Source organism: Azonexus caeni (genome assembly GCF_048146105.1).
Taxonomy (GTDB): Bacteria; Pseudomonadota; Gammaproteobacteria; order Burkholderiales; family Rhodocyclaceae; genus Azonexus; species Azonexus aromaticus_B.
In genome coordinates this window covers 1-13,437 of record NZ_JBKJAD010000023.1, presented here as the reverse complement: position 1 = coordinate 13,437, position 13,437 = coordinate 1, and the positions used below count along the sequence as shown (strand labels likewise).

18 protein-coding genes are annotated in these 13,437 nt (G+C 62.1%); 6 read left to right on the top strand and 12 right to left on the bottom strand.

The genetic code is table 11. From position 1 onward, the window contains the following. Positions 1 to 226 precede the first annotated feature (226 nt). Positions 227 to 568 (top strand): helix-turn-helix domain-containing protein, encoded by a 342-nt coding sequence (locus tag ACLIIZ_RS17535; protein ID WP_416694183.1) that lies wholly within the window; start codon positions 227 to 229, stop codon positions 566 to 568. Then, entirely contained in the window at positions 568 to 1,941 is a 1,374-nt protein-coding gene (locus tag ACLIIZ_RS17530; RefSeq protein WP_416694181.1) for a type II toxin-antitoxin system HipA family toxin, read from the top strand. Before ACLIIZ_RS17535 ends, ACLIIZ_RS17530 begins: the two co-directional genes overlap by 1 nt. Before the next feature lie 343 nt (positions 1,942 to 2,284). Here the strand turns inward: ACLIIZ_RS17530 and ACLIIZ_RS17525 are convergent, their stop codons facing one another. The 4 genes from ACLIIZ_RS17525 to ACLIIZ_RS17510 form a co-directional block, all read right to left on the bottom strand. Next, on the bottom strand, positions 2,285 to 2,689 hold the full coding sequence (locus tag ACLIIZ_RS17525) for a DUF6088 family protein (RefSeq protein ID WP_416694179.1): 405 nt from the start codon (positions 2,687 to 2,689) through the stop codon (positions 2,285 to 2,287). Positions 2,690 to 2,994: 305 nt separating this feature from the next. After that, positions 2,995 to 3,636, bottom strand: coding sequence for a hypothetical protein (locus ACLIIZ_RS17520; protein ID WP_416694177.1), 642 nt, complete (start codon positions 3,634 to 3,636; stop codon positions 2,995 to 2,997). A 100-nt stretch (positions 3,637 to 3,736) separates the two neighbouring features. Beyond that, a complete protein-coding gene (locus ACLIIZ_RS17515) occupies positions 3,737 to 4,564 on the bottom strand; it encodes a hypothetical protein (RefSeq protein ID WP_416694175.1) in 828 nt (275 codons plus the stop codon). Next, positions 4,561 to 5,373, bottom strand: a complete 813-nt coding sequence (locus ACLIIZ_RS17510) for a KilA-N domain-containing protein (RefSeq protein WP_416694173.1) — start codon at positions 5,371 to 5,373, stop codon at positions 4,561 to 4,563. Before ACLIIZ_RS17510 ends, ACLIIZ_RS17515 begins: the two co-directional genes overlap by 4 nt. Before the next feature lie 181 nt (positions 5,374 to 5,554). Between ACLIIZ_RS17510 and gpt the strand changes: the two genes are divergently transcribed. Beyond that, entirely contained in the window at positions 5,555 to 6,070 is a 516-nt protein-coding gene (gpt, locus tag ACLIIZ_RS17505) for a xanthine phosphoribosyltransferase (RefSeq protein ID WP_374327950.1), read from the top strand. On the opposite strand, the gene ACLIIZ_RS17500 is transcribed toward gpt, so the two are convergent. Next, the gene (locus ACLIIZ_RS17500; protein WP_416694171.1) at positions 6,071 to 7,255 is read right to left on the bottom strand and encodes a urate hydroxylase PuuD; all 1,185 of its coding nucleotides are present in this window, start codon (positions 7,253 to 7,255) and stop codon (positions 6,071 to 6,073) included. After that, the gene (uraH, locus tag ACLIIZ_RS17495) at positions 7,255 to 7,608 is read right to left on the bottom strand and encodes a hydroxyisourate hydrolase (protein WP_416694169.1); all 354 of its coding nucleotides are present in this window, start codon (positions 7,606 to 7,608) and stop codon (positions 7,255 to 7,257) included. The genes ACLIIZ_RS17500 and uraH overlap by 1 nt, the downstream gene beginning before the upstream one ends. Before the next feature lie 211 nt (positions 7,609 to 7,819). On the opposite strand from uraH, the gene uraD reads away from it, so the two are divergent. Further along, positions 7,820 to 8,335 (top strand): 2-oxo-4-hydroxy-4-carboxy-5-ureidoimidazoline decarboxylase, encoded by a 516-nt coding sequence (gene uraD / locus ACLIIZ_RS17490; protein WP_416694167.1) that lies wholly within the window; start codon positions 7,820 to 7,822, stop codon positions 8,333 to 8,335. A gap of 7 nt (positions 8,336 to 8,342) precedes the next feature. Here the strand turns inward: uraD and ACLIIZ_RS17485 are convergent, their stop codons facing one another. Continuing rightward, positions 8,343 to 9,281: a LysR substrate-binding domain-containing protein gene (locus tag ACLIIZ_RS17485; RefSeq protein WP_416694165.1), complete on the bottom strand. Its 939-nt coding sequence runs from the start codon at positions 9,279 to 9,281 to the stop codon at positions 8,343 to 8,345. 4 nt (positions 9,282 to 9,285) lie between these two features. Between ACLIIZ_RS17485 and ACLIIZ_RS17480 the strand changes: the two genes are divergently transcribed. Further along, positions 9,286 to 9,471 carry a hypothetical protein gene (locus tag ACLIIZ_RS17480; RefSeq protein ID WP_416694163.1) on the top strand — a complete coding sequence of 62 codons (186 nt, stop codon included), beginning with the start codon at positions 9,286 to 9,288 and terminating at the stop codon, positions 9,469 to 9,471. On the opposite strand, the gene ACLIIZ_RS17475 is transcribed toward ACLIIZ_RS17480, so the two are convergent. From ACLIIZ_RS17475 to ACLIIZ_RS17455, 5 genes are read right to left on the bottom strand one after another with little or no spacing between them, the layout of a single operon-like run. Continuing rightward, positions 9,464 to 10,192 (bottom strand): amino acid ABC transporter ATP-binding protein, encoded by a 729-nt coding sequence (locus ACLIIZ_RS17475; RefSeq protein WP_416694161.1) that lies wholly within the window; start codon positions 10,190 to 10,192, stop codon positions 9,464 to 9,466. The two genes, ACLIIZ_RS17480 and ACLIIZ_RS17475, sit on opposite strands and share 8 nt — an antisense overlap. Then, complete coding sequence (locus tag ACLIIZ_RS17470; RefSeq protein ID WP_416694159.1) at positions 10,173 to 10,829, bottom strand: amino acid ABC transporter permease; 657 nt, start codon at positions 10,827 to 10,829, stop codon at positions 10,173 to 10,175. The genes ACLIIZ_RS17475 and ACLIIZ_RS17470 overlap by 20 nt, the downstream gene beginning before the upstream one ends. Then, positions 10,826 to 11,494: an amino acid ABC transporter permease gene (locus ACLIIZ_RS17465; RefSeq protein ID WP_416694157.1), complete on the bottom strand. Its 669-nt coding sequence runs from the start codon at positions 11,492 to 11,494 to the stop codon at positions 10,826 to 10,828. The genes ACLIIZ_RS17470 and ACLIIZ_RS17465 overlap by 4 nt, the downstream gene beginning before the upstream one ends. 44 nt (positions 11,495 to 11,538) lie before the next feature. Beyond that, on the bottom strand, positions 11,539 to 12,324 hold the full coding sequence (locus ACLIIZ_RS17460; protein WP_416694155.1) for a transporter substrate-binding domain-containing protein: 786 nt from the start codon (positions 12,322 to 12,324) through the stop codon (positions 11,539 to 11,541). Between the two features lie 28 nt (positions 12,325 to 12,352). After that, the gene (locus ACLIIZ_RS17455) at positions 12,353 to 13,030 is read right to left on the bottom strand and encodes a FadR/GntR family transcriptional regulator (RefSeq protein WP_416694153.1); all 678 of its coding nucleotides are present in this window, start codon (positions 13,028 to 13,030) and stop codon (positions 12,353 to 12,355) included. Positions 13,031 to 13,225: 195 nt separating this feature from the next. On the opposite strand from ACLIIZ_RS17455, the gene ACLIIZ_RS17450 reads away from it, so the two are divergent. Then, positions 13,226 to 13,437 (top strand): hypothetical protein (locus ACLIIZ_RS17450; protein ID WP_416694151.1); only part of this gene is annotated, 212 nt, incomplete at its 3' end.

The window sequence follows — 13,437 nt, the reverse complement described above, 5'->3', positions numbered from 1 at the left end:
TCAAGCAATGGGGCCGACCTGCGGGTCGGCCTTTTTGCGTTTGGCGGCTGGCCGCGCGCCTCAATGGGTAGTGGGGTTGCAGCAAACAAGCGGGCGATGTCCGCAATCCTGGTCTTTAATTGCTTAGCGTCCATGATTACGGACATCTCGCTTGACGCAATACGTGCTGCGCAGTATTTTGTCCGTAATAACAGGCATTATCAGATTAATGACCAGGATTGCAGACATGAAGCGCGACGAAATCCCCTTGATGACCCCAGAGCAAACCGCTGAAGCCCGGTCCATCGGCGAGAAGCTCGCCCGGCTGCGTCTGGCGCGCCGGATTCGCCAGGCGGATGCGGCGGCGCGCGCCGGCCTCTCGCGGTCGACCGCCGCCCTGATCGAGAAAGGCGACCCGGGGCGCACCCTGGCCCAGGTCTTGCGCTACCTTGAGGCCGTTGCTCCGGGGCTCAGCCTCCTTGCCCTGCTGCAGGAAGAAGACCCCGCGCTGCGCGCCCTCGCCGCGCGCGAAACCAGCCGCCGCGCCCGACCGCTGAGCGCGGCCGAACTCAAGGATCTCGACTTCTGATGGCGAGCGTCCGCGACCTCATCGTTTTCGCCTACCTGGCCGGCACTGAAAACCGCTTCGTGCCAGCCGGCCGGTTGACTCTCACCGAGACGCCCAGCCCCAACCCGGCGGCGCGTGAGCTCGCTTCGGCCTTCGCCTATGGCACCCGCTACATCGAGCGGCCGGACAGCTTCGAGCTGGACCCCGTCAGCCTGAGCCTGGCTGACCGCGCTGCCGTGCGCGGTCAGCTCCTCTATCCCGTCAACGCCCTGCCGGAATTTGGCGGCCTGCGCGACGCCGCGCCGGATGCCTGGGGTCGGCGCGTCATCGAGGCCCGGCGCCGGGTGCCGGCCAATACCCTGACCGAGGCCGACTATCTGCTGGAAGCCGGGGGCGACCGTGTCGGTGCGCTGGATGTTCGTGCAGCGCTGGATGCGCCGCCGCGTCCGTCCGCCAGTGACTTGCGCTCGCTGGAATATCTGCTGCAGGCCGCCGAAGCCGTCGAGGCCGGTCTGCCCGTTCCGGCTCAACTGATGGACATCCTCGGCGCCGGTTCATCTGCCGGCGGTGCCCGGCCGAAAGCCACCGTCCGCGACGATGAAGGCGGCCTGTGGCTCGCCAAGTTCCCCGCCCGCAACGACACCTTCGACGTGGCCCGCGCCGAAGCCTGTACCCTGGAACTGGCGCGCAATTGCGGCCTGACCGTGCCCGAGGTCCGCCACTGCGACATCGGCCAGCGCTCGGTCATGCTGATTCGCCGCTTCGACCGTTTCTGGGCGCCTGCCGGCCAGTACCCGGCGGCCGGCCCGCTGCACGAGACTCGTCCCGGCCGGCAGTTGATCGAGTCACGCCTGCCGTTCGTCAGCGGGCTGACCCTGGTTGGCTGCTCGGAGTACGAATCCCCCGACAAAAGCTATGGCGACCTGGCGCGCGCCATCCGTCGCTACGTGCACCCCGAGCGCATCGCCCGCGACAATGAAGAACTCTTCGCCCGCATGGTCTTCAACATCTTCGTCAGCAACGACGACGACCACTTGCGCAACCACGGCTTCATCCGCGACCCGCGCCTCGGCGGCTGGCAACTGAGCCCGCTTTACGACGTCGTTCCCCGCCCCGGGCTGGCGTTCGAACGACGCCTCCATCTGCACATCGGCGCCGCAGGCAAGACCGCCACCCTCGACAACGCGCTCAGCCACGCCACCGCCTTCCTGGCCGACCGCGCCGCAGCCATCGCCATCATCCGCCGCGTCTGGGGCGAAATCCGGCAATGGAAAACCGTCTTCGAGACCTTCGGCGCGCCCGGTCTGCTGATCGACCAGCTGACCTCAGCCTTCCGCCCGCTGGAGGAAATTGCCAGTTCGGAGCTGGTCAAGGAAGTGCGGCGCGGGCGTTAGCCCGCCTCATCTATCGCTGACAGAGGCTGCCTGAGGTTATGGGCGGCCATGTTTCGCGCATTTGCCTGATGTTCGGGTTGTTGCGAGCGAGGCGGGCAAATATGGATAAGCGTTCCCCGTTTTCTGGAGGTCGCGCAGCATCTGAATGGGTGTAAATGGGTGGGTTTTTGGTTTGCTCTGAATCGAAGGCGCTACGCGTCGGCTTCGTCAAGGCCGTAGTGGCTGGCTCAAGGCAGGGACGGCGCCAAGGACGTCGAACACGATGAAATCCTTCTCCAAGGCGAACTCTGCGATCCTAAGCCCCCGTTCCGAGATCAGGTCCATGATGCGGAGTCGGGTTTCCTCACCGACTCTTTTCATAGACCACCGTCTTTTCGCCGTAGGAAATCTTTCTCGACACCCGGGCCTTCCCCACGTTCACGACAGGAAGCATCGGGACCTGGGTGCTGCGTCCCTCGCGCAGGGCTTTCGCATCGCGCCCGACGTCAGCCTTGACGCCCAGCTTCCTCATGACCTCGAAAGTGACGTTCAGCAAGGTGTCGGCTGGAACGGGTTTCCCTGACAGGGAGGAGGGTCTGGTCTTCACATACGTCCCATAGCCGACGCGCAGCAGAACGCCCTCCGCCACGAGTTCGCTGATCGCGCGACTGACCTGCCTGTATTCGCCGAAGCGGTCGAAATCCTTCCGCAAGAAAGCAGAGTCTTTCGAGCGACGAATGCTCGACAGTATCCTTTCCTTTGTAGTCATCCTCGACATCTTGACCTCTTTCAGTCCCCGCAAACATGGGGCGTTGATGTCCTATATTTGCACACTGCGTGCAAGAATAAGAGGGATCGATGGGGAGATGGTCGGCAATGTCGGGAGAGAGAATAACAATCGGCGGTCGTGAGGGCGCACAAAATAGACGTTCCCAGAATCACTGGTCTGTCCCCCTATTGTCGCTATCGATCCAAAGCGGGAGTTGGTTGTTTGCGAAAGCGGACGTTCAACGCCGAGTTAAAGGGCGCCCATGGAGCGTATCGGAATTGGCGTCCATTTGAACTCTGTATTGTCTATTTTTTATTTTCAGGAAATTCAAGCTCTTCGTATAAGCTTTCCAAGCAGTTGTCAATATTAATAATAGCTGACTCGTATACAGGTATTGTACTTAACGCCATTACAGTTCCTGTTTCTTCTCCGTGGACAGCTATTTCCATGCTACACATAATTGAACAGCTGTCGTGCAGTTTGGAGAGGATTGATCTTGATTTCTTTGATAAGAATATAAAATCTTCCTGTTCAATGTTGTGCAATGCTGTAAGGTGGCGTAGTGTGGTTTTTTCGATCCTTTTTGAAAGTACCTCAAGGTTTGGGTGGAATTCGCTACGTTCCCCATAAGAACCAAGTGCGGCCTCACAATATTTCTTAAAGTCAACCAATCTCTTTTGGAGTTTTTTAAATACTCTTATTTTTTCATCTAAAAGGATGTTGTGTTTCCTTGCCAAGAGCGACAAGTCCATTTTTAGTCTTTCTATTTCGGCAACATACACCGACTTCACGTCTTCAACTTTTCTTGTAATTTCTTCTATATCTTCTTTTGTAGCCAAGTTCTTGCCTTTTCCCGAGGAGTACGAGAACAAATAATTTCTTAACAGAAAAATACAGCCTATACCCAAAAGAATTAAAATTTGCAAGCTGATTAATATTTCATTCATAAACTCGCTCATCTTTCGTTAAATAGATAACATTCAAAGCAAATGGCCTGCCGCTTGCAGCATGTCCAAGCGCCCGCAGGGTGCGGTGTTGACCGGGATATTAAGCATAGTTGACGAACGAGCGGTAGGTGTCGAGCAATCCCCAAGCAAACAAAGCATAGGATGCCAAGCCCAGAATGATGCACAGCAGGTTGAGCCAAAACCCAACTTTTTGTGCCCATGACTGATCGCTAGCGTAGAACCATTGAGTTAAGTAGGTAACTCCTGATGTCACCGCGATTGCCAATACCCCATAGGCGAATGGCACAAGACAAGCTGCGAATGCAGCTACCTTTTCTGCCTTGAATTGAGCAAGGTGTCCAATAAAAGCGAGCATTGCTACTGCGGCACCACCGTTAAGTAAAAAAGACGATTTTATCGCAGCTTGTCCTGAGGCAATGACCGACCGGAACATTTCGAGATCGCTCTCATGTTTCATTTTATTGGTCTCGATCCGATTTTGCAGATCTGCTTTGAACCGTTCGATTTCAACCGGTGACGGATCAGGTTCTGCTGAACTTTGTACTTTCTCAAGGTATGAGATGAGGTTGTCGCAAGGGATTGCAGGATTGCCTTTCGCCTTAATTTCCTCAATGGCAATTTTCATCTGTGCTGCGAACTGCTTGGCTGTCATAGAGGTGCTCTTATGTATAAGGTTGTAGATAAGGGCCGCTGCGCGGCGCATTATCGCCCAGCGCCCAGCGCCCGAAGGGAGTGGCCTTGGCCGATGATAATAATAATAGGGGACAGACCACGGTTTTATTTGCGGTCCATGGTTCTCAGAAGCCGTGCTCTCCGAGAAGGTGGCGATGGAGGTCAGTACATTCAGATTGCGCATGTGCAAGCCGAGGCTGGCCAAGGGGCTCAAGGCTTCCGCCGCTACATTCATGGCCGCTTCCCTTCCAGTCGCCGGGTGCCCGCATCCGCCAGCAGTAGTTTCATTTGCTGGATGGCGGTTTGGTTGAGCAGTGCCAGCCGTTCGGCCTGCGCCAGCTTCTGGTGGATGAAGTGGGCGTTGAGCGTTTCCAGGTTGGCCAGGCAGACCAGTTGCGCGGCATTGGCTTCGTCGCGAATATTGCCCTTGTTATCCGGATTTTCGTCACGCCATTGTTTGGCGGTTTTGCCGAACAGTGCCATGTTCAGCAAGTCCGCCTCGCTGGCGTAGATGAGGCTGGTCTGCTGTGGCGTCAGTTGTGGCGGAATCAGTTCGGCCTTGATGGCGTCGGTGTGGATACGGTAGTTGATCCTGGCCAGATTGCGGCGAATGTCCCAGCCGAGTTGCTGGAATTCCGTCTCCTTGAGGCGCTGGAATTCCTTGATCAGGTAAATCTTGAATTCGGCGCTGATCCACATGCCGAATTCAAAGGCGATGTCCTTGTGGGCGTAGGTGCCGCCATAGCGCCCGGCCTTGGCGACCAGGCCGATGGCATTGGTTTGGGCTACCCATTCCTTGACGCTGAGCTTGTAGTTGTTGAGCCCGGCCTGTCTTTCAATTGCGGCGAATCCGCCATAATTAAAAGCGGGGTTGTGCACTTGTTCCCAGATGCCCAGGAACTCCACGGTATTGCGGTTGCGCAGCCAGTCGGCGATGAAGAAATCGCCATCTTTGGCCTTGAGCATGTCGGTCAGGGAGATGAAGTCCATGTCGTTTTCGGCATAGACGGTGATTGACGTGCCTTTCACGTCGATCTTGGCCATGTTCATTTTCCTTTCTGGGCCGCCAGGCGGTGGATAAGACTTCGTCATTGTGCCTGAGGCCTCCGCAAGTGCTTTCGTGGCAATGCGGCGCTGGATGGCTGCGTATCGTCAAAGCGGGCAGTGACCGGGTAATCCCGCCGCTCCCCTATAATCCCCGCTTTCCCCAACTCAGGACCGCACCATGGAAAACGCCCCCGCCAGCCCTTATCGTGACGACATCGTGATTTCCTGGCCGGAGCTGCATCGGGATACCCGCTTGCTCTGCCATCAACTGGTCGAGAAGGGGCCGTTCAAGGGGATCATTGCGATTGCCCGGGGCGGGTTGATTCCGGCGGCGCTGGTGGCGCGGGAGCTGGAAATCCGGCTGGTCGATACGATCTGCGCTTCCAGTTATGAAGCCGCCGACGACGACAGCGCGCAGACCATGCGCAAGGAAGTGAGGATACTCAAGGGGGTGGAAGGCGATGGCGAGGGCTATCTGCTGATCGACGATCTGGTCGATACCGGCAACACCGCGCGCGTCATCCGCAAGCTGCTGCCCAAGGCCTTCTTCGCGACGATCTACGCCAAGCCGCAGGGGCTTGAGGTGGTCGATCTGTGCGTCAAGCAGTTTGCCCAGGACAAGTGGATCTACTTCCCCTGGGACATCGACTACCAGTTCGTCGCGCCGATCAAGAAGAAGCTCGACAAGGCCTGATCAGCGATAACCGCCGCCGGCCCAGGCGGCGATTTTCTGGCGCTCGGCGTCGGTCATCGCGGTGACGTTGCCGAGCGGCATCGCTTTCAACTGCACCGTTTGCGCCAGGATGCGCGGGCCGAGGGCGCGGATTTGCGCCGGGGTGTCGAGGACGACGCCGGCCGGCGCCGCCGGCATCAGCGTTGGCGTGGCCGAGTGGCAGGCGACGCAGCGGGCGGTGAGCACCGGTTGAATCTCAGCCACGCTCGGCGCGCCGTTGGCGGAAACGGCGAGCGGCGCCGGCGCCAGCCAGACGAAGACGCCGAGCAGCAGGGCGCCACCGGCGGCCGGGTACTGCCAGGCAAAGACGCCCTTGTGGCGCAGGTTGAAGAAGTGGCGGATGAGGACCGAGGCGAGCAGGATCAACGCCAGCACCAGCCAGGCCTGCGCGTGGTTGTAGGTGAAGGCGTAGTGGTTGGAGATCATGCAGAACAGCACCGGCAGCGTCAGGTAGTTGTTGTGCACGCTGCGCTGTTTTGCCCGCAGGCCGTAGATCGGGTCCGGCGTTTCGCCGCGCTGCATCATGGCGATGGTTTTCTTCTGGCCGGGAATGATCCAGAAGAAGACGTTGGCGCTCATCGTCGTGGCGATCATGGCGCCGATGTGCAGGAAGGCGGCGCGGCCGGAGAGCAGGTGGGTCAGCCCCCAGGCGACGGCGACGACAAAGGCGAAGTAGAGCGCCGCGAAGACCAGCTGGTTGCGGCGCAGCAGGACGCGGCAGAGCACGTCATAGACCAGCCAGCCGACGACCAGCGTGGCCAGGCCGATGCCGATGGCGGCGCTGGGCGACAGGTCGGCCTTGGCCGGATCGACCATGTAGGTGGCCGCCTGCGAGTAGTAGAGCACGCCGAGCAGGAAGAAGCCGGTCAGGAAGGTCGAGTACGACTCCCATTTGAACCAGTGCAGTTCGCTCGGCAGATGGGCCGGCGCGACCAGGTATTTCTGCGGGTTGTAGAAACCGCCGCCATGCACCGCCCACAGTTCGCCGCCGACGCCCTTCGCCTGTAGCGCCGGGTCGGTGGGCGGCTTCAGCGAGTTGTCGAGCCAGACGAAGTAGAACGAGGAGCCGATCCAGGCGATGCCGACGATCAGGTGCAGCCAGCGCAGCAGCAGCGAGCCGACTTCGATCAGGTAGTTGAAGTCCATCAGCTGCCCCGGTAGGTCGAGTACGCCCACGGCGAGACGAGCAGCGGCACGTGGTAGTGGCCGTTTGCGTCGGCGACGCCAAAGCGCAGCGCGATGCGGTCGAGGAAGGGCGGCTCGGGCAGTTCGGCGCCGGCGGCACGGAAGTAGGCGGCGGCGTCGAAGACCAGTTCGTAGATGCCCGGCAGCAGGTCGGCGCCGCTGAGCAGCGGGGCGTCGGTGCGGCCGTCGGCGTTGGTCGTGCCGCTGGCGAGGACGACTGACGTGGCACCGTCGATGCGGAACAGGGTGTAGGCCATGCCGGCGGCCGGGCGGCCGCTGGCGGTGTCGAGTACGTGGGTGGAGAGGCGTCCCATGGCGGGTTTCCGGCTGCGTTGACGATGCGTCGATTATAGAAAGGCGCGGCCTCGCGCGGGTTTATAAAGGCTATCGGGTTTTTCGGATGTCGCGCCGCCGGGGGCGGGGCAATATCTGCCGACAGGCAAGACCATTATGCGAATGGCGCGGCTTGCTGGCTCTCGGGCGAGTCCGTAAGCTAGTTTCCGAACTGATCTCACGGATGACACGATGACCTTGCCCTTAGCTCTCGCCACCCTCTCGCAACTCGACCGGACGGGCTTCGATGCCGCCGTCGGCGCGGTGTTCGAGCATTCGCCCTGGGTCATGGCGCGGGTCTGGGAACGGCGCCCGTTTGCCGACCGCGCCGCCTTGCGCGCCGCGATGCAGGCGACGCTGGCCAGTGCGGGGCGTGATGAAGTGCTGGCGCTGATCCTCGCCCACCCGGAACTGGCCAGCAAGGCGGCGCTGCGTGGGGAACTGACCGAAGATTCGGCGCGCGAGCAGGCCGGCGCCGGGCTTTCCGCCTGCAGTCCGGAAGAACTGGCGGAAATTCGCCGCCTCAACGACGCTTATCGCGAGAAATTCGGCTGGCCGTTCATCGTTGCCGTGCGTGGGCTGACCCGCCAGGACATCATCGCCGCCATGCGGCAGCGTCTGCCGCGCAGCGCCGACGAGGAATTTGCCGAGGCGCAGGCGCAGATTCTGCGCATTGCCGACCTGCGCCTCGACGCGCTGCTCGCCTGAGCCAGCCTCAGGCGCGCAGGCGCTGGCGGGGCGCGGCTTCGTTGCTCGGCGTATTGATCCGCTGACGGATCACTTCACCAATCTGTTCGCGGAACCAGCGGCATTCCTCGGCGTGGTGCGTGCGGTCGTGCCAGAGCAGGTAGAACTGCATCTTCGGAAATTCGACCGGCGATTCGGCGTAGCAGAGATCGCCCAGCGCGCAGCAGTGTTCGGCGAAGATGCGCGGCGCCGAGAAGATCAGGTCGGCCTGCTGCAGCACGTAGGGCACCAGGTTGAAGTAGGGCACGCTGGCGACGACGTTGCGCTTGATCCGGTCGCGCGCCAGTTGCATGTCGATGACGCCGCGCTGGCCGACGGCGTAGGGCGTCGGCACCAGGTGTTCGGCGTTCTGGTAGTCGTCGGCGGTGAGCCGGTGGCCGGCCAGCGGATGACGTTTGCGCATCAGACAGACGACGTCGTCTTCGAACAGCGGTGCCAGGCGCAGGTGCTCGGGCGGCTGCGGCCAGTTGCCGATGACGATGTCGAGTTCGCCGGTTTCCAGCGCCTTGGCGTAATCGTGTTCCGGCCCGAAGGAGTGCAGCACGACCTGCGAATGCGGCGCGTGCTGGCGCAGGTGGGCGACGATGTTGCCGATCAGGATGGCGTTCAGGTAATCCGGCGTGGCGATGTTGAAGACGCGCTTGGTCTTCATCGGGTCGAAACGCACCTGTTGCAGGCCGATGGCCTCGATCTGGGCGAGCGCGATCTTGACCGGTTCGAGCAAGGACTGGCCGCGCTCGGTCGGCGTCATGCCGTTGCGGCTGCGCACCAGCAACTGGTCGCCGGTGATGTCGCGCAGCCGGCGCAAGGCGGTACTCACCGCCGGTTGCGACTGGTTGAGGCGGCGGGCGGCGTTGGAGACGCTGCATTCGGTGAGCAGGGCATGCAGCACTTGCAGCAGATGCACGTCGATGGATTCCCAGGAACAACTCGCGGCCATGCTTTTCCCCTTGGTCAGATTATTGTCGTTTCAAACTAGCAAAAATTGCGCCGCGCTCGAAGTGACGCAGTGGTGCGGTTTTGCGGCCGGTTTGCCGGCGGCTGCCGCACCGCTTTCGCGCGCCGGGGTGGCGGGCGCACCATTGGCGCTCAGTTGATCGAGCCGATGAAGCTGGCCAGTTCAGCCGTCTGCGGGTTGGCGAACAGTTCCTGCGGGTCGCCGGCTTCGTGGATGCGGCCCTGGTACATGAAGACCAGTTTGTCGCCGACTTCGCGCGCGAAGCGCATTTCGTGCGTCACCATGATCAGCGTGATGCCTTCGGCGGCGAGGTTCTTGACCACGGCGAGCACCTCGTTGACCAGTTCCGGGTCGAGCGCCGAGGTGATTTCGTCACAGAGCAGGACGCGCGGTTGCATGGCCAGGGCGCGGGCAATCGCCACGCGCTGCTGCTGGCCGCCGGAGAGCTGGTCGGGGTAGGCGTCGAACTTGTCCTGCAGGCCGACCTTGAGCAGCATCGCCTTGGCCAGGTCGCGGGATTCGGATTCCGGCATCTTCTTGACCACGCGGGTGGCGAGCATGACGTTCTGGCCGGCGGTCAGGTGCGGGAACAGGTTGAACTGCTGGAAGACCATGCCGACCTTCTGGCGCAGGGCGCGCAGGTCGGTTTCGTGCGGGTGGATGCGTTCGCCGTCGACTTCGATGCAGCCGTCGTCGAAGCTCTCCAGCCCGTTGATGGTGCGCAGCAGCGTGCTCTTGCCCGAACCGCTGCGGCCGATCAGGGCGATCACCTGGCCCTCTTCAATGCTGAGGTCGATGCCGCGCAGCACATGGTTGCTGCCGAAATGCTTGTGCAGGGCGTCAATGCGCACGAGAGCCATGGATTTTCCTTTCGAGGATGCGGGAATAGGCGGAGAGCGGGTAGCACAGGGCGAAGTAGCCGAGCGCGACGAGGCCGAAAACGAGGAAGGGCTGGTAAGTGGCGTTGGCGAGCATGGAGCCGGTCTTGGTCAGCTCGACGAAGCCGATGATCGAGGTGACGGCGGTGCCCTTGACCACCTGCACCGAGAAGCCGACGGTCGGCGCGATGGCGATGCGCAGCGCCTGCGGCAGGATCACGTAGCGCATCTGTTCGACGTGGGTCAGCGCCAGGCTGGCCGAGGCTTCCCACTGGCCTTTCGGGATTGCTTCGACGCAGCCGCGCCAGATTTCGCCGAGGTAGGCGCTGGTGAACAGCGTCAGTCCGAGGGCGGCGGCGATCCACGGCGAAATTTCGAGGCCGATCAGGCTGCCGCCGAAGAAGATGATGAACAACTGCATGAGCAGCGGCGTGCCCTGGAAGACCTCGATGTAGCCCTTGGCCAGCCGGCGCGGCAGCGGGGCCTTGGCGATGCGGGCAAAAAGCACGGCCAGGCCCGCGATGCCGCCGAGGACGAAGGCGGTCAGCGAGAGGCCGAGGGTCCACAATGCGCCGTCGAGCAGGTTGCGGACGATGTCCCAGTTGGAAATGTCGTTCATTTCGTTCTCCGGGCGATCAGTCGTTGTCCGGCCTGGATCAGCACCTGGCGGACGGCGATGGCGAGCAGGAAGTAGATTGCGGTGACGACGAAGTAGGTTTCGAAGGCGCGGAAGTTGCGCGACTGGATGAAGTTGGCGGCGAAGGTCAGTTCCTCGGCGGCGATCTGCGAGCAGACCGAGGTGCCGAGCATGACGATCACCACCTGGCTGCAGATGGCCGGCCAGACCTTGAGCAGGGCCGGCGGCAGGACGACGTGGCGGAAGATCTGCGCTCGGCTCATGGCCAGCGACTGCGCCGCTTCAATCTGCCCCTTGGGCGTCGCTTCGATGCCGGCGCGGATGATCTCGGTGGTGTAGGCGCCGAGATTGACCACGACGGCGAGGATCGCCGCCTGCCATTCGTTGATCTGCACGCCGAGCGAGGGCAGGCCGAAGAAGATGAAGAAAAGCTGGACGAGGAAGGGGGTGTTGCGGATCGCCTCGACATAGACCGCGAACAGCCGGTCGAAGGGGGCGAGCTTCCAGGCCCGCGACACCGCGCCGAGGATGCCGACGGCGAGCCCGCAGATGGTGCCGATGGCGGTCAGCGCCAGCGTCTTCAGGGTGCCGTCGACGAGTACCTCGCGGTATTCGAGCACGGAAGCGAAATCGAATGCGTAAGCCATCGGCTATCCTCCGGCGCCGCCCGCGGGCGGCGCCCAGTGGGTTATCAGAGACCGGCCGGCAGCGGGGCTTGCAGCCAGCGTTGCGAGACCTGGTCCAGTTCGCCGTTGGCCTTGAGCTTGCCGATAATCTCGTTGACCTTGGCCAGCATGGCGGCTTCGCCCTTGTTCACGCCGACGTAGCAGGGCGAGTTCTTGATCAGGAACTTGGTGTCCAGGCGGCGGATCTTGGTGCGCTCGTTGACCGCGGCGGCGACGACGTTACCGGTGGCGATCAGTTGCACCTGGCCGGAGAGGTAGGCCGAGATGGTCGCGTTGTTGTCCTCGAAACGCTTGATGTTGACGCTGGCCGGGGCGATCTTGCTGAATTCCAGGTCCTCGACCGAGCCGCGGGTGACGCCCAGCGTCTTGCCGGCGGTGTCGGCGGCAGTCTTGACGGCGGCGTCGGCCGGACCGAAGACACCGTTGAAGAACGGCGCGTAGGCGACCGAGAAGTCGATCACCTTCTCGCGGTCCGGGTTCTTGCCCAGGCTGGAGATGACCAGGTCGGCCTTGCCGGTGGTCAGGTAGGGAATGCGGTTGGTGCTGGTGACCGGGATGATTTCCACCTTCAGCTTGAGTTCGCGGCCGATCAGGTTGGCGACGTCGATGTCGTAGCCGCGCGGCTTGAGGTCGGGGCCGACGGTGCCGAAGGGCGGGAAGTCCTGCGGTACGGCGACGCGCAGCACGCCGCTCTTCATGGCGTCGGCGAGGACGTCGGCCTGGGCCAGACCGATACCGCCGGCGAGCAGCGAGACGGCGACGAGGGACTTGAGGAATTGACGTTTTTGCATGGCGAGGCTCCTGGATGGGTAAGGGGAATCAGGGTTGGACGAAACGGATGCCGACACGGCCGGCGGCGGAAAGCAGGTGTTGCTGCATCGCCTTGCGCGCGCTGGCGGCATTGCCGGCGGCGATGGCAGCGAGGATGGCAGCGTGCTCGTCGGCCGGCTGCCAGATGTGGCTGCTGTCGGCGAAGGGCAGGCGCAGGCTGTAGGCGAGCTGGGCCTGGAAATGCTGGGTGATCGCCGCCAGCGCCGGGTTGCCGGAAAGCTCGGCAAGCGCCAGGTGAAAGCGCAGGTCGCAGTCGGCGGCGGTGACCAGGTCGCTGGCGCCGAGCGCGCGCTGCATCTCGCTCTGGCACTCGCGCAGCGCGGCGATGCCTTCGGCGTCGCGGCGGCGGGCGGCGAGGGCGGCGTTGGCCGGCTCGATGACGAAACGCATCTGGAAGATGGCGTCCGGCGGCATCGCATTGGGCCCGCTCGGCAGGTTGGCAACGTCGGCCGGCGCGCCGGCGGTGACGAAAACCCCCTTGCCAACGAAGGAGCGCAGCAGGCCGAGGGCTTCCAGCATGGAGATCGCTTCGCGCAACGAGGCGCGGCTGATGCCCAGGCTTTCGGCCAGTTCGCGCTGGCCGGGCAGGGCGGCGCCGGGCGCGTAATCGCCGTCGAGAATGCGGCGTTGCAGGGTTTGGGCGGCGATGTTGGAGACGCTGGGCATGGGTTTCTTCCGTTCAGACCGGTCAGACCGGTTAAGGCTTGTTAGCATGTGGCGTGCCAGGTGATTCCTGCGCCGGGTTTGCATCGTTTGTTATTGTTTTTAAAGATAATGTTTATTGCGCGGCGGATATCCGGCGTGCCGTCGCGATGCCCCAATCCAGGGAGCGTTACTGTATCGGCGGTTCAGGATGGTGCGTTGTCCAAGCGTGCCGATGGCTTTCGGGGAAAGCACTTTCTCGTCCTGGTTATGGTGTTGTTTATTCCATTGTCACATGACGCCATCTTCGCTATCCTTCCGGCTTCCCATTTAGCCGCCACAGCCATGTCCATCGACCTCGTGCGCAACCTGTTCTCGAGCGACACGCGCCTGTATGCGCTGTCGTGGCGGGACGAGGGGATGCCGCAGCT